Annotated in this window: 21 protein-coding genes; 4 read left to right on the forward strand and 17 right to left on the reverse strand. The window is 73.7% G+C overall.

Annotation, left to right across the window (positions count from 1 at the left end):
• Nucleotides 1-54: 54 nt before the first annotated feature.
• The 3 genes from KIK08_RS12510 to KIK08_RS12520 all read right to left on the reverse strand — a co-directional run bounded on the left by KIK08_RS12510 (nt 55) and on the right by KIK08_RS12520 (nt 1,691).
• Nucleotides 55-432, reverse strand: a complete 378-nt coding sequence (locus tag KIK08_RS12510) for a hypothetical protein (RefSeq protein ID WP_214403250.1) — start codon at nt 430-432, stop codon at nt 55-57.
• A 259-nt stretch (nt 433-691) separates the two neighbouring features.
• Nucleotides 692-1,084 carry a hypothetical protein gene (locus KIK08_RS12515; protein ID WP_214403251.1) on the reverse strand — a complete coding sequence of 131 codons (393 nt, stop codon included), beginning with the start codon at nt 1,082-1,084 and terminating at the stop codon, nt 692-694.
• A 193-nt stretch (nt 1,085-1,277) separates the two neighbouring features.
• Nucleotides 1,278-1,691 (reverse strand): hypothetical protein, encoded by a 414-nt coding sequence (locus tag KIK08_RS12520; RefSeq protein WP_214403276.1) that lies wholly within the window; start codon nt 1,689-1,691, stop codon nt 1,278-1,280.
• Nucleotides 1,692-2,009: 318 nt separating this feature from the next.
• Here KIK08_RS12520 and KIK08_RS12525 point away from each other — a divergent pair, with 318 nt between their 5' ends.
• Together KIK08_RS12525 and phoH2 are read left to right on the forward strand one after the other, a co-directional pair.
• Complete coding sequence (locus KIK08_RS12525) at nt 2,010-3,230, forward strand: DUF885 domain-containing protein (protein ID WP_214403252.1); 1,221 nt, start codon at nt 2,010-2,012, stop codon at nt 3,228-3,230.
• A gap of 386 nt (nt 3,231-3,616) precedes the next feature.
• Nucleotides 3,617-4,951, forward strand: coding sequence for an RNA 5'-3' helicase PhoH2 (phoH2, locus tag KIK08_RS12530; RefSeq protein ID WP_408004668.1), 1,335 nt, complete (start codon nt 3,617-3,619; stop codon nt 4,949-4,951).
• Between the two features lie 95 nt (nt 4,952-5,046).
• On the opposite strand, the gene KIK08_RS12535 is transcribed toward phoH2, so the two are convergent.
• The 10 genes from KIK08_RS12535 to KIK08_RS12580 form a co-directional block, all read right to left on the reverse strand.
• Nucleotides 5,047-6,885: an ABC transporter ATP-binding protein gene (locus KIK08_RS12535; protein WP_308257606.1), complete on the reverse strand. Its 1,839-nt coding sequence runs from the start codon at nt 6,883-6,885 to the stop codon at nt 5,047-5,049.
• A gap of 62 nt (nt 6,886-6,947) precedes the next feature.
• Complete coding sequence (locus tag KIK08_RS12540; RefSeq protein WP_214403253.1) at nt 6,948-7,493, reverse strand: TlpA family protein disulfide reductase; 546 nt, start codon at nt 7,491-7,493, stop codon at nt 6,948-6,950.
• Between the two features lie 22 nt (nt 7,494-7,515).
• On the reverse strand, nt 7,516-8,046 hold the full coding sequence (locus KIK08_RS12545) for a MauE/DoxX family redox-associated membrane protein (RefSeq protein ID WP_214403254.1): 531 nt from the start codon (nt 8,044-8,046) through the stop codon (nt 7,516-7,518).
• A complete protein-coding gene (locus tag KIK08_RS12550) occupies nt 8,046-9,053 on the reverse strand; it encodes an MvdC/MvdD family ATP grasp protein (RefSeq protein WP_214403255.1) in 1,008 nt (335 codons plus the stop codon). Before KIK08_RS12550 ends, KIK08_RS12545 begins: the two co-directional genes overlap by 1 nt.
• Nucleotides 9,054-9,063: 10 nt before the next feature.
• Nucleotides 9,064-9,354 carry a hypothetical protein gene (locus KIK08_RS12555; RefSeq protein WP_214403256.1) on the reverse strand — a complete coding sequence of 97 codons (291 nt, stop codon included), beginning with the start codon at nt 9,352-9,354 and terminating at the stop codon, nt 9,064-9,066.
• A complete protein-coding gene (locus KIK08_RS12560; protein ID WP_214403257.1) occupies nt 9,354-9,665 on the reverse strand; it encodes a hypothetical protein in 312 nt (103 codons plus the stop codon). Before KIK08_RS12560 ends, KIK08_RS12555 begins: the two co-directional genes overlap by 1 nt.
• A gap of 137 nt (nt 9,666-9,802) precedes the next feature.
• Nucleotides 9,803-10,660, reverse strand: a complete 858-nt coding sequence (gene kynA / locus KIK08_RS12565; RefSeq protein ID WP_214403258.1) for a tryptophan 2,3-dioxygenase — start codon at nt 10,658-10,660, stop codon at nt 9,803-9,805.
• Entirely contained in the window at nt 10,657-11,904 is a 1,248-nt protein-coding gene (locus KIK08_RS12570; RefSeq protein WP_214403259.1) for a kynureninase, read from the reverse strand. Before KIK08_RS12570 ends, kynA begins: the two co-directional genes overlap by 4 nt.
• Entirely contained in the window at nt 11,904-13,343 is a 1,440-nt protein-coding gene (locus KIK08_RS12575; protein WP_214403260.1) for a GuaB1 family IMP dehydrogenase-related protein, read from the reverse strand. The genes KIK08_RS12570 and KIK08_RS12575 overlap by 1 nt, the downstream gene beginning before the upstream one ends.
• A 26-nt stretch (nt 13,344-13,369) precedes the next feature.
• Nucleotides 13,370-13,801 carry a MarR family winged helix-turn-helix transcriptional regulator gene (locus KIK08_RS12580; protein ID WP_214403261.1) on the reverse strand — a complete coding sequence of 144 codons (432 nt, stop codon included), beginning with the start codon at nt 13,799-13,801 and terminating at the stop codon, nt 13,370-13,372.
• 66 nt (nt 13,802-13,867) lie between these two features.
• Here KIK08_RS12580 and KIK08_RS12585 point away from each other — a divergent pair, with 66 nt between their 5' ends.
• Nucleotides 13,868-14,299, forward strand: coding sequence for a PaaI family thioesterase (locus KIK08_RS12585; protein ID WP_214403262.1), 432 nt, complete (start codon nt 13,868-13,870; stop codon nt 14,297-14,299).
• A 67-nt stretch (nt 14,300-14,366) separates the two neighbouring features.
• Here KIK08_RS12585 and KIK08_RS12590 read toward each other — a convergent pair whose 3' ends face one another.
• Both KIK08_RS12590 and KIK08_RS12595 read right to left on the reverse strand, forming a co-directional pair.
• Complete coding sequence (locus KIK08_RS12590) at nt 14,367-15,875, reverse strand: ATP-dependent DNA ligase (protein WP_214403263.1); 1,509 nt, start codon at nt 15,873-15,875, stop codon at nt 14,367-14,369.
• Nucleotides 15,876-16,016: 141 nt separating this feature from the next.
• Nucleotides 16,017-16,526, reverse strand: a complete 510-nt coding sequence (locus KIK08_RS12595; protein ID WP_214403264.1) for a DinB family protein — start codon at nt 16,524-16,526, stop codon at nt 16,017-16,019.
• Between the two features lie 148 nt (nt 16,527-16,674).
• Between KIK08_RS12595 and KIK08_RS12600 the strand changes: the two genes are divergently transcribed.
• On the forward strand, nt 16,675-17,703 hold the full coding sequence (locus KIK08_RS12600) for a helix-turn-helix transcriptional regulator (RefSeq protein WP_214403265.1): 1,029 nt from the start codon (nt 16,675-16,677) through the stop codon (nt 17,701-17,703).
• Here the strand turns inward: KIK08_RS12600 and KIK08_RS12605 are convergent.
• Nucleotides 17,648-19,054, reverse strand: a complete 1,407-nt coding sequence (locus KIK08_RS12605) for a class II fumarate hydratase (protein ID WP_214403266.1) — start codon at nt 19,052-19,054, stop codon at nt 17,648-17,650. The genes KIK08_RS12600 and KIK08_RS12605 overlap by 56 nt on opposite strands.
• A 51-nt stretch (nt 19,055-19,105) precedes the next feature.
• A partial coding sequence (locus KIK08_RS12610; RefSeq protein WP_250556877.1) for a L,D-transpeptidase occupies nt 19,106-19,561 on the reverse strand: 456 nt, incomplete at its 5' end.

Raw genomic sequence — 19,561 nt, forward strand, 5'->3', positions numbered from 1 at the left:
CGGAACGGGGCCCCGGCCGGACGGCCGGGGCCCCGTTCCGCGGGGTGTGGCGGATCAGCCGCCGCTGACCGTGGTGTTGCCGGAGTCCTCGACCTCGGTCTCGGTGCTGGTGGCCGTGTCGTTGTTCGAGTCGAAGTCGATCACGTCGGACACGTTGAGGTTGGTGCAGTTCAGCGCCTGGGTCTGGGTGGTGACCGGGGCGATGACGTCGGTGACGGCACCGGCGACGGCGGCGAGGCTGGAGCCACCGGTGGCCGTGCTGTCGATGGCGGGGCCCTGCTGGCCGAACTCGCAGTCGTTCGACAGGTTGCCGGACTCGACGTTGCTGTAGTTCACGTCGCTCGAGCCGCCGTCGTGCGCGAACGCGAACGGGGTGAGCGCGATGGCGCCGGCGGCGACGGCGGCGATGATGATTCCAGTCTTCTTCAGCACAGCTTCTCCTTGCGTGTTCCGGAGTGTTTCCGGATCAGATGCTTCCGAGTCGGCGTCGGACCGGGGGAGCCCGCCGACCACATTCAACGTATCGCGCTCGTCGATCGCGCCAAAACCGCTGACACGATCGGGTGCGGTGACCGGGATGCGAAAGGTGACGCATTCGATCGGGTGTAGCGGAATCGGCGCCTGCGGCGTCGGGAGAACCGCAGGGCCCGGGCGCGTGGGCTCCGGGCCCTGCGGGATCGAGCGGGGTGGATCAGCCGCCGACGGTCGTCGTCGAGTTGTTGGAGTCCTCGACCTCGGTCTCGGTCTCGGTGCGGGTGGTGTTGCCCGAGTCGATGTCGGCGACGTCGCTGACGTTGATGTTGGTGCAGTTCAGCGCCTGGGTGGCCGTCTGGACCGGGGCCACGGCACCGGTCACCGCGCCGCCGACGCCGAGCAGTCCGCCGCTGCCGCCGGTCAGGTCCTGGTCGACGAGCGCGCCCTGCTGGCCGAACGCGCAGTCGTTGCCGAGGTTGCCCTCCTCGACGTTGCTGTAGTTGGCGCGGGTGGGCTCGTCGTGGTGCGGCGTGGTGGCGAACGCGAACCCACCCACGGCCAGCAGGCCCGCGGCCGCGGTGGCGACGATGATCCCGGTCTTCTTCAGCACTGCTACTCCCGATGAGTTCACTGGACCGCGGACGGTCCGATTACGAGTGGAGTCGGATCCGAGGACCCGCACCACTGCCCGGTCAACGAGGGGTTCGGCGAGGAGGTCACGCACTCGATCCGGTGAACGCCCCGGGAACGGCGGAGGGCGCGGACCGGGGCGGTCCGCGCCCTCCGCCGGGTGCCGGTGTGGGTCAGCCGTTGAACGAGCGGTTGAACGAGCCCTCGACCTCGGTGCGCTGGCGCTGCACGTCGGTGTTGTTCGAGCCGAGGTCGATCACGTCGGAGACGTTGATGTTGTTGCAGTTCAGCAGCTGCGTCTGGGCGGTGATCGGGGCGACGATGTCGGTCACCAGGTTCGCGACGCCCAGCAGGCTGCTGCCGCCGGACGCGCTCGAACGGACCTGCGGGCCGGCCTGGCCGAACGCGCAGTCGTTGCGCAGGTTGCCCTCTTCGACGTTCGTGTAGTCGATGTCGCGGGGGGCGGAGTGGTGGTGGCCGTGACCACGGTCGTGGTCGTCGTGGCCCTCGGTCGCGAAAGCCAGCGGCGACACCGAGACCAGCCCCGCGATGGCCACGGCGACAACGATTCCAGCCTTCTTCAGCATTTCTTCTCCTGTGTGGTGCAGCGGCGGGACCACTGTCCTCGCCGTTGTGCGGGTCGGCGTTGCGATTGGGGAGCGCCCGCCGATGGGAAGAAAGCTAGCGATTCTCCGAGCCATACCACAAACCCCGCAACACGATCGGGTGACCGCATTACCGTGGGTGTGGTGACGCGGACGATCAGGTCAATTCCGGAGGTCGGTGCACTCCCGGGGCGCAGCAGTGCCGGTGACGGGCGGTGATCGCATCGCGCCTGATCGGCGCAGTATCCTCCGGCGCCGACACGCACGGTGATCGCCGCCCTTGCGGGGTACCGTGCAGCGATGTCCCAAGGCGCCCGCGAGGCGCGCCAGTTCGTCCGCCTCGCGCTGCGGCTCGACCGGCTCGCACCGGGCCTGGTGGGTGCGTACCTCGGCGATCCCGGCCTGCGCCGCGCCGTCGACGACGAGCCCGTCACCGCCCCGGCCGAGCTCGCCGCGCGAGCCCGTGCACTGGCCGTCGACGTACGCGCGGCCGGCCTGCCGCCCCACCGCCGCGAGGTGCTGCTGGCGCAGTTGGCCGCTGCGGAGTGCACGGCGCGGCGGCTGGCCGGCGAGGCCGTGCCGTTCCGCCGGGAGGTCGAGCTGTGCCTCGGGGTCGCGGTCGGGCCCGGCGACGAGGACGGTTACCGCGCGGCCCACCGCGACCTGGACGCCCTGCTGCCCGGCCGGGGCCCGCTGGCCGACCGGCTCGCCACCTACCGCCGGGCCGACGAGCTCGCCCCCGACCGCCTCCTGCCGGGTGCGCGGGCGCTCGCCGCCGCGCTGCGGGCGCGCGTCGCCACCGGGTACGGGCTCGCGCCTGACGAGTCGGTCGCGTTCGAGGTCGTGCCGGACGCGCCGTGGGCCGCGCTGCACCAGCACCGCGGGCCGCACCGCTCGGCCGTCCTGCTCAACGCGGCGGCCAGGGCCCGGGCCGGCCAGTTGGCCCCGCTCGTGGCGCACGAGACCTACCCCGGCCACCACACCGAGCTGTGCCGCACGCAGGACGGTCCGCTCGCCTCCGGCGAGGCCGAGCACGCCGTGGCGCTGGTGCTGTCGCCGTGCAGCACGGTCTCCGAAGGTCTCGCCGACACCGCGCTGGACGCCGCGGTCGGCCCCGGATGGGGCACCTGGGCGGAGGGAGTGCTGCGGGAGGTGGGCGTCGTGCGCACGGACGGTGAGCTCGCCGAGCGGGTCGACCGGGCGATGCAGGGCCTGCTGCGGGTCCGGCAGGACGCCGCGCTGCTGCTGCACGACCGGCGGGCGGGGGTGGACGCCGCCCGCCGGCACCTGCGGCGCTGGCTGCTGGTCGACGACCGGCGCGCCGACCGGATGCTGGCGTTCCTGACCCACCCGGTCTGGCGCGCGTACACGACCGCGTACGTGGAGGGGTTCCGGCTGGTCGGGGACCACATGGGCGGCGCGGCGCCGGTGGCGCGAGCGCGGCACGCCGCGCTCGTCGGGCGGCCCACGATCCCGGCGCTGCTGGGGGCGGACCGCGCCGCGGTGGCCCGCGCGGGCTGAGCCCTGACAGCTCCGACATTGCGCCGATGGGCGGCAGCGAGAGCGCCGAGCGGTCGAACACGCAGAGTGTGGCGACTCGCCGGATCGGCGACGGAAGGTCAACTCCGGGCGCCGAACGGTCGGCATTCGTGTTAATTCTCGGCGAGTCGGACCCCCGCGACCGCGCGTCGCTGTTGACCGCACCGGGGTGACCGCCGGTAGCGTGATCCGCGGTTGGTTCGTATCCGATGCGAACCACCCGGGGAGGCCCTGGTCGTGGTGAATGCACCCGAGGGGGCCGGCACCCGGCCCTCGCGGGCGTCCGCGGCGGTGTCGCGGAGGTCCGAGCCAGGGCCGGCCGGCCCACCAGAGTGTGGGCGCGGTGCCGCGCCCACGAGGGAGCACCCGTGACCGTAGGTCGTTTGGCCCCCGATTCGGACGCCACCCGCTGCTACGTGCTCGACACCTCTGTACTCCTGTCGGACCCGTGGTCGATGACCCGGTTCGACGAGCACGAGGTCGTCCTGCCGCTGGTGGTCATCTCCGAGCTCGAGGGCAAGCGGCACCACCCCGAGCTGGGGTGGTTCGCCCGCACGGCGCTGCGCATGCTCGACGAGCTCCGCGTCGAACACGGCCGGCTGGACGCCCCGGTGCCGATCGGCACCGCGGGTGGCACGTTGCACGTCGAGCTCAACCACACCGACCCGGAGGTGCTCCCCGCCGGTTTCCGCACCGACTCGAACGACAGCCGCATCCTCGCCTGCGCGCTCAACCTGGCCGCCGAGCGGCGCCAGGGCGGCCGCGGCGAGGTCGTGCTGGTCACCAAGGACATCCCGCTGCGGGTGAAGGCGGCCGCGGTCGGGCTGAACGCCGAGGAGTACACCGCGCTCGACGCGGTGTCCTCCGGCTGGTCCGGGATGACCGACCTGGAGGTCACCCAGGCCGACGTCGACACCCTCTTCCGGGAGGGCGTCATCGACCACGACCTGGCCCGCGAGCTGCCGTGCAACACCGGCCTGCGGCTCACCGGGCCGGCGTCGGCGCTGGGCCGGGTGACCGCGGACAAGCGGGTGCGGCTGGTCCGCGGCGACCGCGAGGCCTTCGGGCTGCACGGCCGCTCCGCCGAGCAGCGCGTGGCGCTCGACCTGCTGCTCGACCCGGACGTCGGGATCATCTCGCTGGGCGGGCGGGCCGGCACCGGCAAGTCGGCGCTCGCGCTGTGCGCGGGGCTGGAGGCCGTGCTGGAGCGCCAGCAGCACCGCAAGGTCGTGGTGTTCCGGCCGCTGTACGCCGTCGGCGGCCAGGAGCTCGGCTACCTGCCCGGCAGCGAGTCGGAGAAGATGGGGCCCTGGGCGCAGGCCGTCTTCGACACGCTCGGTGCCGTGGTCAGCCAGGACGTGATGGACGAGGTCCTGGCCAGGGGGATGCTGGAGGTGCTCCCGCTCACCCACATCCGCGGCCGCTCCCTGCACGACTCGTTCGTCATCGTCGACGAGGCGCAGTCGCTGGAGCGCAACGTGCTGCTCACCGTGCTCTCCCGGTTGGGCACGGCGTCGCGGGTGGTCCTCACCCACGACGTGGCCCAGCGCGACAACCTGCGCGTCGGCCGGCACGACGGCGTGGCCGCGGTGATCGAGAAGCTCAAGGGCCACCCGCTGTTCGCCCACGTCACGCTGACCCGCAGCGAGCGCAGCCCGATCGCCGCGCTGGTCACCGAGATGCTGGAGGGCCCCGCCGCCTGACCACCCGCGGCGAGCCCGGTCTCGTCGAGAACGAAGTTACGGTGATCAACAGGGCCTGTTGATCACGACAACTTCGTTCTCGACGGGAGGGCGGGTCAGGCGTAGCCGCTTGCTTGGAGGCGGAACAGGGTCGCGTAGCGGCCGCCCAGGGCCATCAGCTCGTCGTGCGCGCCGGACTCGGCGACGGCGCCGTCGGCGAGCACGACGATCAGGTCGGCGTCGCGCACGGTGCTGAGCCGGTGGGAGATGAGCAGGCTGGTGCGCCCGGTCCGCAGCTCCCGCAACCGCTCGTGCACCTCGTGCTCGGCGGCCGCGTCGAGCCCCGAGCTCGGCTCGTCGAGGACGACGACCGCGGCGTCGCGGCGGAACACGGCGCGGGCCAGGGCCAGCCGCTGCCACTGGCCGCCGGACAGCACGACCCCGGTCACCGGGTCGTCGCCGACGTCGGCGGACATGTAGATGCGGGTCAGCATGGTGTCGTAGGAGCGCGGCAGCGCCTCCACGGCCGGCGCGACGCCGGCCCACGCCGCGGCCCGCGCCACGCGCTCGCGGTCGTCGAGCGCGGCCACGTCGCCGACGGCGATGTTCTCCGCCGCGGACAGCTCGTAGTGCATGAAGTCCTGGAACACCGCGCCGATGCGGCTGCGCAACTCGTCGAGGTCGAGCTCGCGCAGGTCGACCCCGTCCCACAGGATGGCGCCCGCCGTCGGGTCGTAGAACCGGCACAGCAGCTTGACCAGGGTGCTCTTGCCCGCCCCGTTGCTGCCGACGAGCGCGGTGGCCGCCCCGGCGCGCAACGTGAACGACGCCCCGCGCAGGATCCACGGCAGGTCGTCGGCGTAGCGGAACCAGACGTCGCGGAACTCGATGCCGCTGCCCAGCACGGGCACCGCGCAGCCGTCGCCGCGCACCGGCAGGTCCGGCTCGGCCCGCACGATGTGCTGGTAGTGCCCGAACAGCAGCAGCGCGTGGTGCGCCTGCGCCCACGCGCTGATCGCCACGCCGAGCCCGCCCTGCACCCCGGCGACGGCGGCCGCGAACACCGACACGTCGCCCACGCTGAGCTCCCCGCGGCTCGCCGCGGCCACCGCCCAGGCCAACCCGCCCCCGGCGACGAGCGCGCCGAGCCCGCCCAGCAGGGCCTGCGCGCGCAGCTCGCGGCGGTCGGCGGCCCGGTAGCCGGCGTCGACCCGACGCAGCTCGGTGACCATGCGCGCGGCGAACAGCCCGTCCAGGCCGTAGAGGCGCACCTCCTTGGCCGCCTCCACACTGGCGATGAGCTGGGCGTAGAAGTGCTCGCGGCGGGCCGCGTGCCCGAGCTGGGTGATCATGGCGGCGCGGTGGCGGCTGAGCGCCAGCTCGGCCCGCAGCGACGGAGCCGCCGCGGCCAGCACCACCACCAACATCCACGGGTTGACCACGGCCAGCGCGGACAGGAACCCCGCGGCCATCACCGCGCCCTGCACGACGGCGATGGAGCTGGTCAGCACCTCGGCGGGGCCCGTCGGACCGACCTCGGTGGCCAACGACAGCCGGGTCTGGAAGTCCGGGTCCTCGTGCCGGGCCAGCCCGCGCAGCCGGCCGACGGCGCTGTAGAGCCGCTGGCGGGTGGCCAGCGCGAAGGCCCGGCGCAGCTCCGCGTCGAGGTACTCCACCAGCTGGGGCAGCGCGGCCACCGCCACCCCGCCCAGCGCGAGCCCGGCCACCGGCAGCGCCAACTCGCCGCCGTCGACCAGCCGGTCGAGCACGACCTTCGTCAGCCACGCGACGCCGGCCGGGACGAGCGCGGCCACCAGCCCCACCGCGAGCCGCACCGCCAGCAGCGGCGCGGCCACCTCCCGGGCCAGCGCCAGCGCGGGGCGCAGCAGCCGCTCGGGGTCCGGCTCGGCAGCCGCGCTCACCGTGCCGGGTGGCTCGCTCGCACGCTCGCTCACGGTGTCGGGTGGTTCGCTCGCACGCTCGCTCACGGTGTCGGACGGTTCGCGCGCAGGCTCGCTCACGCAGCCGCGGTGTCCGGGAGGCGCTCCAGCGCGAAGTCGCTGGCCGCGACGGTGTGGTCGTCCAGCACGGCGAAGGCCGGGAAGCCGAGCACGCCGAAGGCCGCGGCCACCGGCCCGGACGGCGGCTCGACGACCACCCGGGCCACCGGTTCGAGCCGCTCGCGCAGTTCGGTGGTCTCCTCCTCGTGGCCCACGACGACGGCCAGCACCTGCTCCGGCCCGCCCGGGGTCAGCTGGGCGCGCGCGGTGAACAGCGGCAGCGAGTCGATGCACGCGGGGCAGGTCGGCGACAGGAACGCGACCAGCGTGCGGCCGTGCAGGTCGGCGGACCCGACCGGTTTGCCGGCAGCCGTCGTCGAGTTGAAGTCCCGGATCTCCTCCCCGGCCGTCAGCATGATCGGCTCGGGGTTGGCCACCCCGTCGATCATCGTCTGCATCAGCGCGTCGTGCCGGCGCAGGCGTCGCAGCAGGCCCACCACCAGCACGAGGTTGGCCAGCCCGAGCGGGCCCAGCACGGCCAGTACGACAGCGGACTCCGACACCGTTCGTTCGACCTCCTCGTCGTCAGCCGGAGCCGGGCAGCACCGGCGAGAGCATCCAGCGCAGGTCGTCGAGCCGCACCACCAGCAACGCAGCGGCCACCCCGAGCAGCGCCCCGCCGGCCACCTCGATCCCGGGCGCCGCGAAGGCCGGCCCGGCGACCAGGAACCCGGTGGCCGCGAACGCCAGCAGCAGCCCGTTGCGGACGAGGTCGAGCCGACCGGGGGGTGAGTCCTGGGCGCCGAAGCAGTGGCAGGGCTCGGTGACCCCGCGCCGGATCATCGAGGCCAGGGCCGCGGTGAACGCGACCAGCAGCGCGCCGGCCAGCGCGAACCCGACCAGCGCCGCGGGTGCCCACCACAGCCCGACCACCAGGGGCGGCAGCACGGCCAGTTCGGCGGCCACGACCACGGGGGCGAGCCGGGTCGCGCGCAGCGGCGGTATGCCCAGCGTGGCCGGCAGCGAGCGGCGGAACGCCCCCGGGTCGGCGAGCTTGGCCGCGGCGGACATCCCGAAGGCGACCAGCAGCGCGGCCGTCGTCGCGGACGCCAGCATCAGTAGCCGATCTGGGTCACGTCGCCGCGCCGGAACGCCCGCCCGGACATCAGCAGCTCGGCCAGGCAGGTGCCCATCGGCAGGCCGAGGTCGTGTTCCATCCAGATGAACTGGCCGTTCGGGTTGACTTCCAGGAACACGTGGTCGCCGTCCGGGGTGACGATGAAGTCGACCGCGCCGTAGACCAGTCCGAGTTCGTCCATCAGCGCGTGCACGTTCTTGACGATGTGGTCGGGCAAGGGGACGTAATCACCGTAGGGCAGTTCATCGGCGCCGCGCCAGTCGACCGCCGTGGAATCCTCGGACTGCGACGTGATGACGACCGGGAAGTAGGTGTTGCCGATGACCGTCAGCCGGACCTCGTAGGCCTTCTCGATGTATTCCTGGAACGTGCAGATGGTGTGCCGCACGCGGTCGACGTGCTCGTTCATCTCCTCGCCGACCACGGTGGTGAGCAGGCCGTTCGGGAACGCGCCGGGGTAGTGCACCACCCCGCCGCTGAGCGCCTTGTAGACGATCTTGCCGCCGCTCTCCCGCAACAGCGCGGTGACCTCGGCCGGGTCGTTGGTCATCAGCGTGCGCGGCGTGCGGAAGCCCAGCCGCTTGGCCAGCTGCGAGTGGTAGGGCTTGAGCTCGGCGGTGCCGTCGAGGTCGGGGCGGTTGACCCAGAGGCAGTCGGTGGCGCGCAGGATGCCGCCGACGCCGTGCAGGGCCTCGCTGCGGGCGAACTGCACCTCCGCCTCGCCCATGGCCGGGTCGAACGCGAACGTGGTGGGGCGCCGGTACCAGACGCCGTCGAGCGCGTCGAGGTCGACGGCGCGGTCGCGGTGGCGCAGCACCCGCCGCTCGGCCCCGAAGTCGGACGCGGTGAGGCTGAGCTGCTGCGGGAAGTAGCTCAGGTCGACGCGCACGATCTCGGCGTCCCGCTCGCGCAGCGCGTGCACGACCGGGTCGGCGGTGGGGTCGAACTCCTGGGTGAGGATCAGGACGGTCGGGTGCTGCGCCATCGTCGTCGGCTCAGGCGCAGGCGTCGTCGGTGACGCAGTCGCCGCAGTTCGAGCCGCTGGTGCGGGTCTTGGTCGCGACGCCCATGGTGGGCACGCCGTCCGGCACGACCCAGACCTGCAGGTCGGGGTCGTAGTGGCCGAGGCCGAGGAAGGGCTGCTCGCCCTCCACGCGGAACTCGGAGTAGAGGTAGCCCAGCGGCAGGCCGTCCTCGGTGGGCGTGGCGCCGTCGGGCACCACGTGGCCGTTGAGCATCGACCGGGACGTGCGGAGCGGGTTCCTCGTCAGAACGGGTGCGGACATCACGGACCTCCATCCGTCGGCCGGGGACGGTCGTCCCCGGGGCCCAGTGGCTCGGTGAGGCCGACGATCGCGGTCACCTCACCGGAGAACGACCAGACCAGGTTGGTCCGGTCGTAGTGCCCGGCATTCAGCTCGACATCACTGTCCGGTTCGTACGGGGAAACGGTTTCGAACAGGTAGGCCAAGGGGGCCGACGAACTCGTCCGTCGGCGTTGCCGGTCGGCGGGGGGTACTGCGCGCACGATCATGACGTTGTCCGCCGTCAATTCCGGGCGATCCATCCGCAGGAATGTCGGCGACGTTCCGGTCATGCGGATCAATGCTGCCCGATCGCGTTCTCGCGGACAATCGACCGAACGGCCCCGATCGGGATGCGCCGATCGAGCCCGGCGCTCCGCGATCGAACGCATGCCATTGTTTGCGCAACCGGCGGCGGCCGCGCTCGGCGTCAGTCGCCCAGTTCGGTCCGGACCGCGTAGAGCTCGGGGAAGAACGTCAGCTCGAGCGCGCGGGCCAGGAAGCCGGTGCCCGACGAGCCGCCGGTGCCGCGGCGGAAGCCGATGGTGCGCTGCACCGTGCGCAGGTGGCGGAACCGCCACACCTGGAAGCTGTCCTCCAGGTCGACCAGGTCCTCGCAGGCCTCGTAGACCTCCCAGTGCTCCTCCACGTCGCGGTAGACGCCCCGGAACACCTCGACGACGCCCTCGTGCAGCACGTGCGTCTTCGTGACGTCGCGGTCGAGCACGTCCCGGGGGACCGGCCAGCCCCGCCGGGCCAGGTGGCGCAGGAACTCGTCGTAGAGGCTGGGCGCCGCCAGCAGTTCGGCCAGCTCCCGGCGGCGTGCCTCGTCGTGGCGGAAGACCTCCAGCATGGCGGCGTTCTTGTTGCCCAGCGCGAACTCCACCGCCCGGTACTGCTGGCTCTGGAACCCCGACGAGCTGGCCAGCGCGCCGCGGAACTCCAGGTACTCGGCCGGGGTCAGGGTGGCCAGCACCGACCACTGCTCGATCAACGTGCGCTGCACGTGCTTGACCCGGGCGAGGTTCTTCATCGCCAGCTTGAGCTCGTCGGCGGAAAGGTGGCGCATGGCCGCGCGCAGCTCGTGCAGCACCAGCTTGAGCCACAGCTCGGTGGTCTGGTGCTGGATGATGAACAGCATCTCGTCGTGGTGCGGGGGGCGGCTGACCGGGTGCTGGGCGGCCAGCAGCTCGTCGAGGTGCAGGTAGTCCGAGTAGGACATGGTCGCGCTGAAATCGCGCACGACCTCCTCCTCGACCGGCCGCGTGCCGCGTTCCTCGGTGGTCATCGGGTCGCCTCCTTCGCCAGCACGAGCATCCCGTCGAGGACCTCGGTGAAGCTGGTGCTCAGCGGGGCCAGCCCGAGCCGGATGCCGTCCGGGGCGCGGAAGTCCCCGATCACCCCGGCATCCCACAGCCTGTCGTTGACCGCGCGGAAGTCGGGTCGGCGCAGCGTGACGTGCCCGCCGCGGGTGGTGTCGTCGCGCGGGCTGGCGACGGTGACGCCCGCGCCGGCCAGCAGCTCGTCGGCGAGGTCGAGTGCGAAGCGGGTGAGCAGCACCGACTTGGCCCGGATCGCCGCCATCCCGACGCGCTCGACGAGGTCGAGCCCGCAGCGCACCGGCACCATCGCCACGATCGGCGGGGTGCCGCTGAGCAGCGCCCGCGCCCCGGTGGCGGCCGCGTAGCCGGGGCCCATCGTGAACGGCTCGGCGTGGCCCATCCAGCCCTGCACCGGCTGGCGCAGCACGCCATGGTGACGGGCGGCGAGGTAGCCGAACGCCGGCGCGCCGGGGCCGCCGCACAGGTACTTGTAGGTGCAGCCGACGGCCAGGTCGACGCCCCAGCCGTCCAGGTCGAGCTCGACCGAGCCGACGGAGTGGCTGAGGTCCCACAGCACGAGCCCGCCGGCGTCGTGCACGGCGCGGGTGATGCCGGGGGCGTCGGCGAGGTGCGCCGACCGGTAGGCGACGTGGCTGAACAGGGCCAGCGCCGTGCGCGACCCGACGGCCGCGCGCACCTGGTCGAGGGTGACGCCCGCGTCCGGGTCGGTCTCGATCCAGCGCACCCGGCAGCCGCGCTCGGCGGCGATGCCCTCGACGACGTAGCGGTCGGTGGGGAAGTTGTCGGTGTCGCAGACGATCTCGTCGCGGCCGTCGGGTGCCGCGTCGACGGCGGCCCTCGCGAGCTTGTAGAGCATCACCGTCGTCGAGTCGGCGACGACGGTCTGCCCGGGTGCGGCGCCGAGCACCGCCCGGCCCAGCTGGTCGCCGAGCTGGGTCGGCCAGTCCATCCAGCCGTCGGTCCAGCCCCGGATGAGCCGCCCGCCCCACTCCTGCGCGATGAAGGCGGCCATCCGCTCGCCGGTGACGCGCAGCGGCCGGCCCAGCGAGTTGCCGTCCAGGTAGGAGACGACGCGGGGGGCGGCGTCGAGCAGGAACTCGTCGCGGACGGCGGCCAGCGGGTCGGCCGCGTCCAGCTCGGCGGCGCGCTCGCGCCAGGTGTCCACGGTGCCCTGCCTCTGCGCGGTCATCAGAGGCCGTGCGGGGTGCCCTCGGCGAACCCCGCGGTCGTCTGGGTGCCCACGACGGCGCGCTCGTGCAGCTCGTCGAGCGTGCGGGCACCGGCGTAGGTGCAGGTGGAGCGCACCCCGGAGCAGATCTCGTCGAGCACGTCCTCCACGCCGGGGCGGCGCGGGTCGAGCCACTGCCGGGAGCTGGAGATGCCCTCCTCGAACAGGGCCTTGCGGGCCTGGTCGAAGGCGCCGTCGCCGCGGGTGCGGGCCCCGACGGCGCGCTTGGACGCCATCCCGAAGCACTCCTTGTACAGCCGGCCGGACTCGTCGCGCAGCAGGTCGCCCGGCGACTCGTAGGTGCCGGCCAGCCACGACCCGATCATCACCGCGGACGCGCCCGCGGCCAGCGCCAGGGCCACGTCGCGCGGGTGGCGCACGCCGCCGTCGGCCCAGATGCGCACGCCGTGCTGTCGCCCGGCTTCGGCGCACTCCAGCACCGCGGAGAACTGCGGCCGCCCGACGCCGGTGGCCATCCGGGTGGTGCACATCGCGCCCGGCCCGACCCCGACCTTGACGATGTCGGCGCCGGCCTCGGCCAGGTCGGCGACGCCCTCGGCGGTGACCACGTTGCCCGCCACCACCGGCACCGCGGCGCCGGCGTCGGTGACCACGCCGCGCACCGCCCGCAGCGCCTCCAGCATCTTGTCCTGGTGGCCGTGCGCGGTGTCCACCACGAGCACGTCGACGCCCGCGTCGAGCAGCGCCTTCGCCTTGACCGCCACGTCGCCGTTGATGCCGACCGCGGCCGCCGTGCGCAGCCGGCCGTCGGCGTCGAGCGAGGGGCGGTAGATGCCGGCGCGCAGCGCGCCGAGAGAGGTGAGCAGGCCAGCCAGCTGGCCGTCGCCGTCGACGCCCAGGGCGACGCCGCGCCCGCCGAGCGCGTCGAAGACCTCGCGCGGCGAGGTGTCCAGCGGCAGCGTCAACGGGGAGGGCTCCAGCACGTCCGCGAGCCGGGTGAAGCGGTCGACGCCGGTGCAGGCGGCCTCGTCGACGGTGCCGACCGGGCGCCCGCCGTCGTCGACCACGACGACGGCGCCGTGCGCGCGCTTGGCCAGCAGGTTGACCGCGTCGGCCACGGCGTCGCCGGGGGACAGCACGAGCGGGGTGTCCCACACCGCGTGCCGCGACTTGATGAACCGGACGATGTCGGCCACCGCCTCGGGCGCGACGTCCTGGGGGAGCACCGTGAGCGCGCCGCGGCGGGCCAGCGTCTCGGCCATCCGGCGGCCGGCGACGGCGGTCATGTTGGCGGCGACGACGGGCACCGTCGCACCTGAACCGTCGGCGGTGGCGAGGTCGACGTCGAACCGGGAGGCCACCGACGACCGGCCGGGGACGAGGAAGACGTCGTCGTAGGTGAGGTCGTGACCGGGCCGTTGGCCGTCGAGAAAGCGCACGGTATCGGGATACTACGCCCGCTGGGCTAGGTCGGCCCGGTGTCGCGGTGGGCGAGGCGGTGCAGGGCCTGCGCGGTGGCGGCGAAGTCGTCGCCGAGGACGGCGTGCAGCTCGGCGTTGAACCGGTCGATCTCGGGCCGGGCGGACCGCAGCACCTCCTCGCCCCGCTCCGAAAGCTCCAGCACGACGGCCCGGTGCTCGCTCGGGTGCGGCTGCCGCCGGATCAGGCCGGCCGCGACCAGCCGCCCGACCAGCCCGGTGACCGCCGACTCCCGCAGGCCGAGCGCCCGGGCCAGCTCCCGCTGGGTGAGCCCGGGCTCGTCGTGCACCGCGAACAGCGCCCCGAGCTGCGCGGTCGTGATGCCGGCCGCGGCGAGGCAGCGCCGGTCGGCGTCCAGGCGCAGGGAGTGGGCCGCGCGCTGGAGCAGGAAGTACAGGCGCTGGTCGGGGTCGGCCACGCCACGATCTTGACAGCCGGCGGGCCGGTTGGCGATCCTCACTTCACATACGAAGTGAGGTGCGGGATGACGACACCGCTGGAGTACGCCCAGGGCGTGCTGGACGCCCAGCCGTTCAGCCGGCTGCTGGGGGCGCGGCTGACCGAGTTCGGCGACGGGGCGGCCGTGCTGGAGCTGGACATTCGCGACGAGCTGCGCCAGCAGATGGGCTTCGTGCACGGCGGCGTGCTCAGCTACGCCGCCGACAACGCGCTCACCTTCGCCGCCGGGGCGGCCATCGGCCCGGGCCTGGTGACGGCCGGCCTCACCATCGACTACCTGCGCCCGGCGACGGGTCGGACGCTGCGGGCCCGGGCGAGGGTGGTCCGGGCCGGGCGGGCGCGGGTGGTGTGCCGCTGCGACGTCGAGGCGCTGGACGAGGCGGGGGAGCCCACGCTGTGCGCCGTCGCCCAGGGCACCATCGCGACCCTCACGACGCCGTCGCCGACCGGGTCCTGACTCCGACGAGAGCGGCTCTCGTCCAACCATGGTGGACGCGAGCCGCTCTCGCTCGGTCGGCGGCGGGTCAGTCGCGGAGGAGGGCTCGGACCGCGTCGATGGTGTCGGCTTCGGCGGGGGTCTTGTCGGGGCGGTAGCGCAGGACCCGGGCGAAGCGCAGCGCGACGCCACCGGGGTAGCGGGTGCTGCGCTGGACGCCGTCGAGCTCGATCTCGACGACGAGCTCCGGGTGCAGGAGCACCGCGCCCGGCACCTCCTCGCGCGTGAACTGCGGGAACGTGGCCGTCTGCCAGGCCAGGAGCTCGTCGGTCATGCCCTTGAACGTCTTGCCGACCATGATCGGATCGTTGCCGTCGGGGTCGCGGGCGCCGAGGTGGATGTTGGACAGCGAGCCCGTGCGGCGGCCGTAGCCCCACTCGGCGCCGATGACGACGAGGTCGAGGGTGTGCACCGGCTTGACCTTCTGCCAGGCCTTGCCGCGCCGGCCGGCGGCGTAGGGGCTGGTCAGCGACTTGACCATGACGCCCTCGTGGCCGGCGTCCAGCGCGTCGGCCAGGACCTGGGCGGCCTCGTCGGGGGTGGGGCGGACGGTGCCGGGCATGCGGTGCGGGCCGGCCACCTTCTCCAGGGCCTCCAGCCGGACGGCGAGGGGCTCGTCGAGCAGGTCGGTGCCGTCGAGGGCGAGGCAGTCGAAGAAGAAGGGCCGCAGCAGCTCTTCCCCGGCGGCGGCGCCGAAGCGGCTCATCGTCTCCTGGAAGGGGCGGGGGCGGCCGTCGTCGGTGAGCGCGAGCGTCTCGCCGTCGAGCACGACCGACGTGCACGGCAGGTCGCGGGCGAACTCGACCAGCTCGGGCACCGACGCGGTGATCTCGCGCAGCGTCCTGGTCCAGATGCGGACGTCGTCGCCGTCGCGGTGGACCTGGATGCGGGCGCCGTCGAGCTTGTGCTCGACGCTCACCTCGGAGCCGAGGTCGGCCAGCGCGGAGTCGAGCGTGTCGGCGGGGGAGGCCAGCATCGGGCGGACCGGCGTGCCGACCCGCAGCGCGACCGCCTGGAGGGCCTCGACCCCGCCGGACAGCGCCAGCGCTGCCGTGCCGGGCAGCCGACCGGACAGCATGAACGCCCGCCGGACGACGGCGGCCGGCACCGCGGCGGCGCCGGCGATCGCCTCCAGCATCACGCCTTCGAGCGCGCCCTGGCGCAGCTCGCCGGTGATCAGCCGGCGCAGGAAGGCCTGCTCGTCGGCCGTTGCCGCGCCGAACAGCTCGCCGAGCAGCGCGGCCCGACGGGCGACCGAGCCGCTGCCGGTGGTGGCGGCCAGCTCGTCGAGCAGCCGGTCGACCACCTCGACCCGCAGGGTCGGCCGGTCGGCCGGGGCGTGGTCGAGGGCGGCGAGGGTGCGCCACCCGGCGCCGATGCGGCCCTGCCGCGCCTCGCCCGACAGCCACGCGGTGACCGCCTCGACCTCCTCCGGCGCGGCCGCGCGCAGGGCGTCGGCGAGCGCGGTGGCCTTGGCGGTGCGGGAGCGGGTGGCCCCGACCGCCGCCGAGGTGGCGACCACGTCGCTGAGCAGCATGGACCCCATCCTGGCAGCCCACACCGACAGCCCGCGCGGCGTCAACGTCTCGGCGGCTCGCCCGCGGCGGCGAGTTCGACCACCCGGTCCGACACCCGGCGGCGTCGCAGGCATCGCGATCCTGCGACGCCACCCGGTGGCTCAGCCCATCGACTTCCGGCCGTCGATGGCCTCGCGGATGATGTCGGCGTGCCCGGCGTGCTGGGAGATCTCGCCGACGAGGTGGGTGAAGACGCGCCGGGCCGAGCGGCGCGCGCCCGGCGCGAACCACGGCGCCGTCGGCAGCGCGTGCGAGATGTCGAGGTCGGGCAGCGTGATCAGCACCTCGTCGGTGCGCCGGGCGATCTCCTCGTAGCGGTCGAGCAGGACCTGCAGCGTCTCGCCATCCAGCATCGCGAAGCCGTTCGCGAACTCCGTCCAGTCGTCGGGGTCGCTCTCGATGGCCGAGGTGCCCTGCTCGATGAAGTCGACCCACTGTGACTCCATGGCCGCCACGTGCTTGATCAGCCCGCCGATCGTCAGCTCGCTGACGGTGCTGCGGGTGGCGGCCTGCTCGTCGGTGAGGCCGTCGGCGGTGCCGCGCAGGAACTGCCGGTGCACGCGCAGGGTCTCCAGCAGGTCGGCGCGCTCACCGGTGAGGGTCTGCTCCATGGTGGTCATCTCCTGGCCTTTCGGTCGTCCGACCGGGTCTTCCGACCCGCTCACTGGAACCAGATTAGGAGGGCCAGCGGTCAGTTCCTGACCTCAATCCCGACGCAGCGGCCACTTTCTGACCGGAGATGGGCGCAGGATGGGGGTCATGGCGAACACGAGCTCCCGCACCCTGCGGCTGCTGTCGCTGCTGCAGACGCGCCGGTACTGGCCGGGGCCGGTGCTCGCCGAGCGGCTCGGGGTCTCGCCGCGCACGCTGCGCCGCGACGTCGACCGGCTGCGCGAGCTGGGCTACCCCGTCGAGGCCAGCCGCGGTGTCGACGGCGGCTACCAGCTGGCCGCCGGGGCGACGCTGCCGCCGCTGATCCTCGACGACGAGGAGGCGGTGGCGCTGGCCGTCGGCATGCAGGCCGCCACCCAGGGCGCGGCGTCGGGCATCCAGGACGCGGCCGTGCGGGCGCTGGCCAAGGTCGTGCAGGTGATGCCGGCGCGGCTGCGCCGGCGGGTGGACGCCGTCCGCACGGCCACGGTGCCGGGCTCGTGGGGCGGCGCGCCCGGGCCCGCGGTCGACGCCGACGTGCTCGCCGTGCTGGCCCAGGCCTGCCGCGACGCCGAGCGGGTGCGGTTCCGCTACACCGCCCAGGACGGCGCCGAGACCTCCCGCCACGCCGAACCGCTGCGGCTGGTCTCGCTCGGGCGGCGCTGGTACGTCGTGGCCTACGACCTCGACCGCAACGACTGGCGCAGCTTCCGCCTCGACCGGGTCACCGGGCCGCGGGGGACCGGCGCCCGGTTCCGCCCGCGCGAGCTGCCGGCCGCGGACGCGGCGGCGTTCGTGCTGGCCGGGATCACCCGCATCCCCGCTTCGCACGCGGTGGAGGCGGTGGTCGAGGCGCCGGCGGAGCGCGTGCGGGAGCGGATGGGCCGCTGGTTCGTCACCGAGGAGCTGGGCGCCGACCGCTGCCGCGTCACCATGACCACCGACGACCTGCTGTGGCCTGCGATGGCGCTGGGCGTGCTCGGTGAGGAGTTCGAGGTCGTCTCACCACCGGAGCTGCGCACCGTCCTGGCGGAGCTGTCGACCCGGCTGGCCCGCGCCGCCGACGGGGAAGCCGGGGCGATCAGCCGCGCGTCATGCGGAGCACGTCCAGGGCGGAGTCCAGCTGCTCCTCGGTGAGCTTGCCGTCGCGCACGTGCCCCCGCTCGACCACGACCTCGCGGATCGTCTTGCGCTCCTTGAGCGACTGCTTCGCGATCGACGCCGCCTCCTCGTAGCCGAGGTAGCGGTTCAGCGGCGTCACCACCGACGGCGACGACTCGGCGTACTCGCGGGTGCGCTCCTCGTCGGCCTCCATGCCGTCGACGACCTTGTCGGCCAGCAGCCGCGACACGGCGGCGAGCAGCCGCACCGACTCCAGCAGGTTGCGGGCCATCACCGGCATCATCACGTTGAGCTCGAGGTTGCCCTGGGCGCCGGCGAACGCGACGGTGGCGTCGTTGCCGATCACCTGCGAGGCCACCATCATGGTCGCCTCGCAGATCACCGGGTTGACCTTGCCGGGCATGATCGAGCTGCCCGGCTGCAGGTCGGGCAGGCGCAGCTCGGCCAGACCGGTGCGCGGGCCCGAGCCCAGCCAGCGGATGTCGTTGGCGATCTTGAACAGGGACACCGCGATCGTGCGCAGCGCCCCGGACGCCTCGACCAGCCCGTCGCGCGCGCCCTGGGCCTCGAAGTGGTCCTCGGCCTCGGTCAGCTCCCGGCGGCCGGTGGCCGCGCGCAGCTCGTCGACGACCATCGCGCCGAAGCCGTCGGGCGCGTTGATCCCGGTGCCGACCGCGGTGCCGCCGATCGGCAGCTGGGCGAGGCGGGGGATCGCGCTGCGGACCCGGTCGGCGCCGTACCCGACCTGGGTGGCCCACCCGCCGGCCTCCTGGCCGAGGGTGACCGGGACGGCGTCCATCAGGTGCGTGCGACCGGACTTGACGACCTCGGCCCAGTCGGCGGCGCGCCGGCGCAGGGAGCCGGCGAGGTGGTCGAGCGCGTCGACCAGGTCGACGGCCATGGCCTCGGTCGCGGCGAGGTGGATCGTCGTCGGGAAGACGTCGTTGGACGACTGCGACGCGTTGACGTGGTCGTTCGGGTGCACCTCGACGCCGGCCGCCGCGGCCACCGAGGCGATCACCTCGTTGGCGTTCATGTTCGAGCTGGTGCCCGACCCGGTCTGGAACACGTCGATCGGGAAGTGGTCGTCGAACTCGCCGGCGGCGACCCGGTCGGCCGCGGCCGCGATCGCCTCCGCCTTCTCCGCGTCGAGCACACCGATCTTGCCGTTGACCCGGGCCGCGGCCGCCTTCACCAGGCCGAGCGCGCGGATCTGGGAGCGCTCCAGGCCCCGCCCGGAGATCGGGAAGTTCTCGACGGCGCGCTGGGTCTGGGCCCGCCACAGGGCGTCGGCGGGTACCCGGACCTCGCCCATCGTGTCGTGCTCGATGCGGAACCCGGAAGCGGCGGCGTCGTCGGTGGCCATGCGCCGAGTCTTCCCCCCGGTGCGCGGGCGCGCACCCGGGCGTGACGCCGCTTACCGCACGACCTGCACCACGTCGCCGCGGCTGAGCGAGCCGAAGAACTCCCGCGCCGCCGAGCGCGACAGGTGGATGCAGCCGTGCGACTTCTCCCGCAGGCTGCCCTGGTGGAAGGCGATGCCGCCGTTGAAGAACACCGAGTACGGCATCGGGGCGTCGTAGATCGAGCTGACGTGGTGCCTGTTCTTGAAGGTGACGGTGAACGTGCCCGGCGGGGTGCGGAAGCCCTTGCGGCCGTGGGTGATCGGCACCGGGCCGTAGGAGATGGCGCCGTCGCGGATCAGCCAGGCCTGGTTGGCGGAGAGGTCGACGCAGGCGCGGGCGCTGGACAGGCACGGCGTGCCGGGCACCGCGACCGGGGCGGGCGGGGTGACCGGGAGCTCGGCGGGGCGGGCCGGCGCCTCCTGCGGGACGACGACGGGGGCCGCTGGCGCGGCCGGCGCCGCCGGCGC

It is taken from the genome of Pseudonocardia lacus (assembly GCF_018531445.1).
Lineage (GTDB): Bacteria > Actinomycetota > Actinomycetes > Mycobacteriales > Pseudonocardiaceae > Pseudonocardia > Pseudonocardia lacus.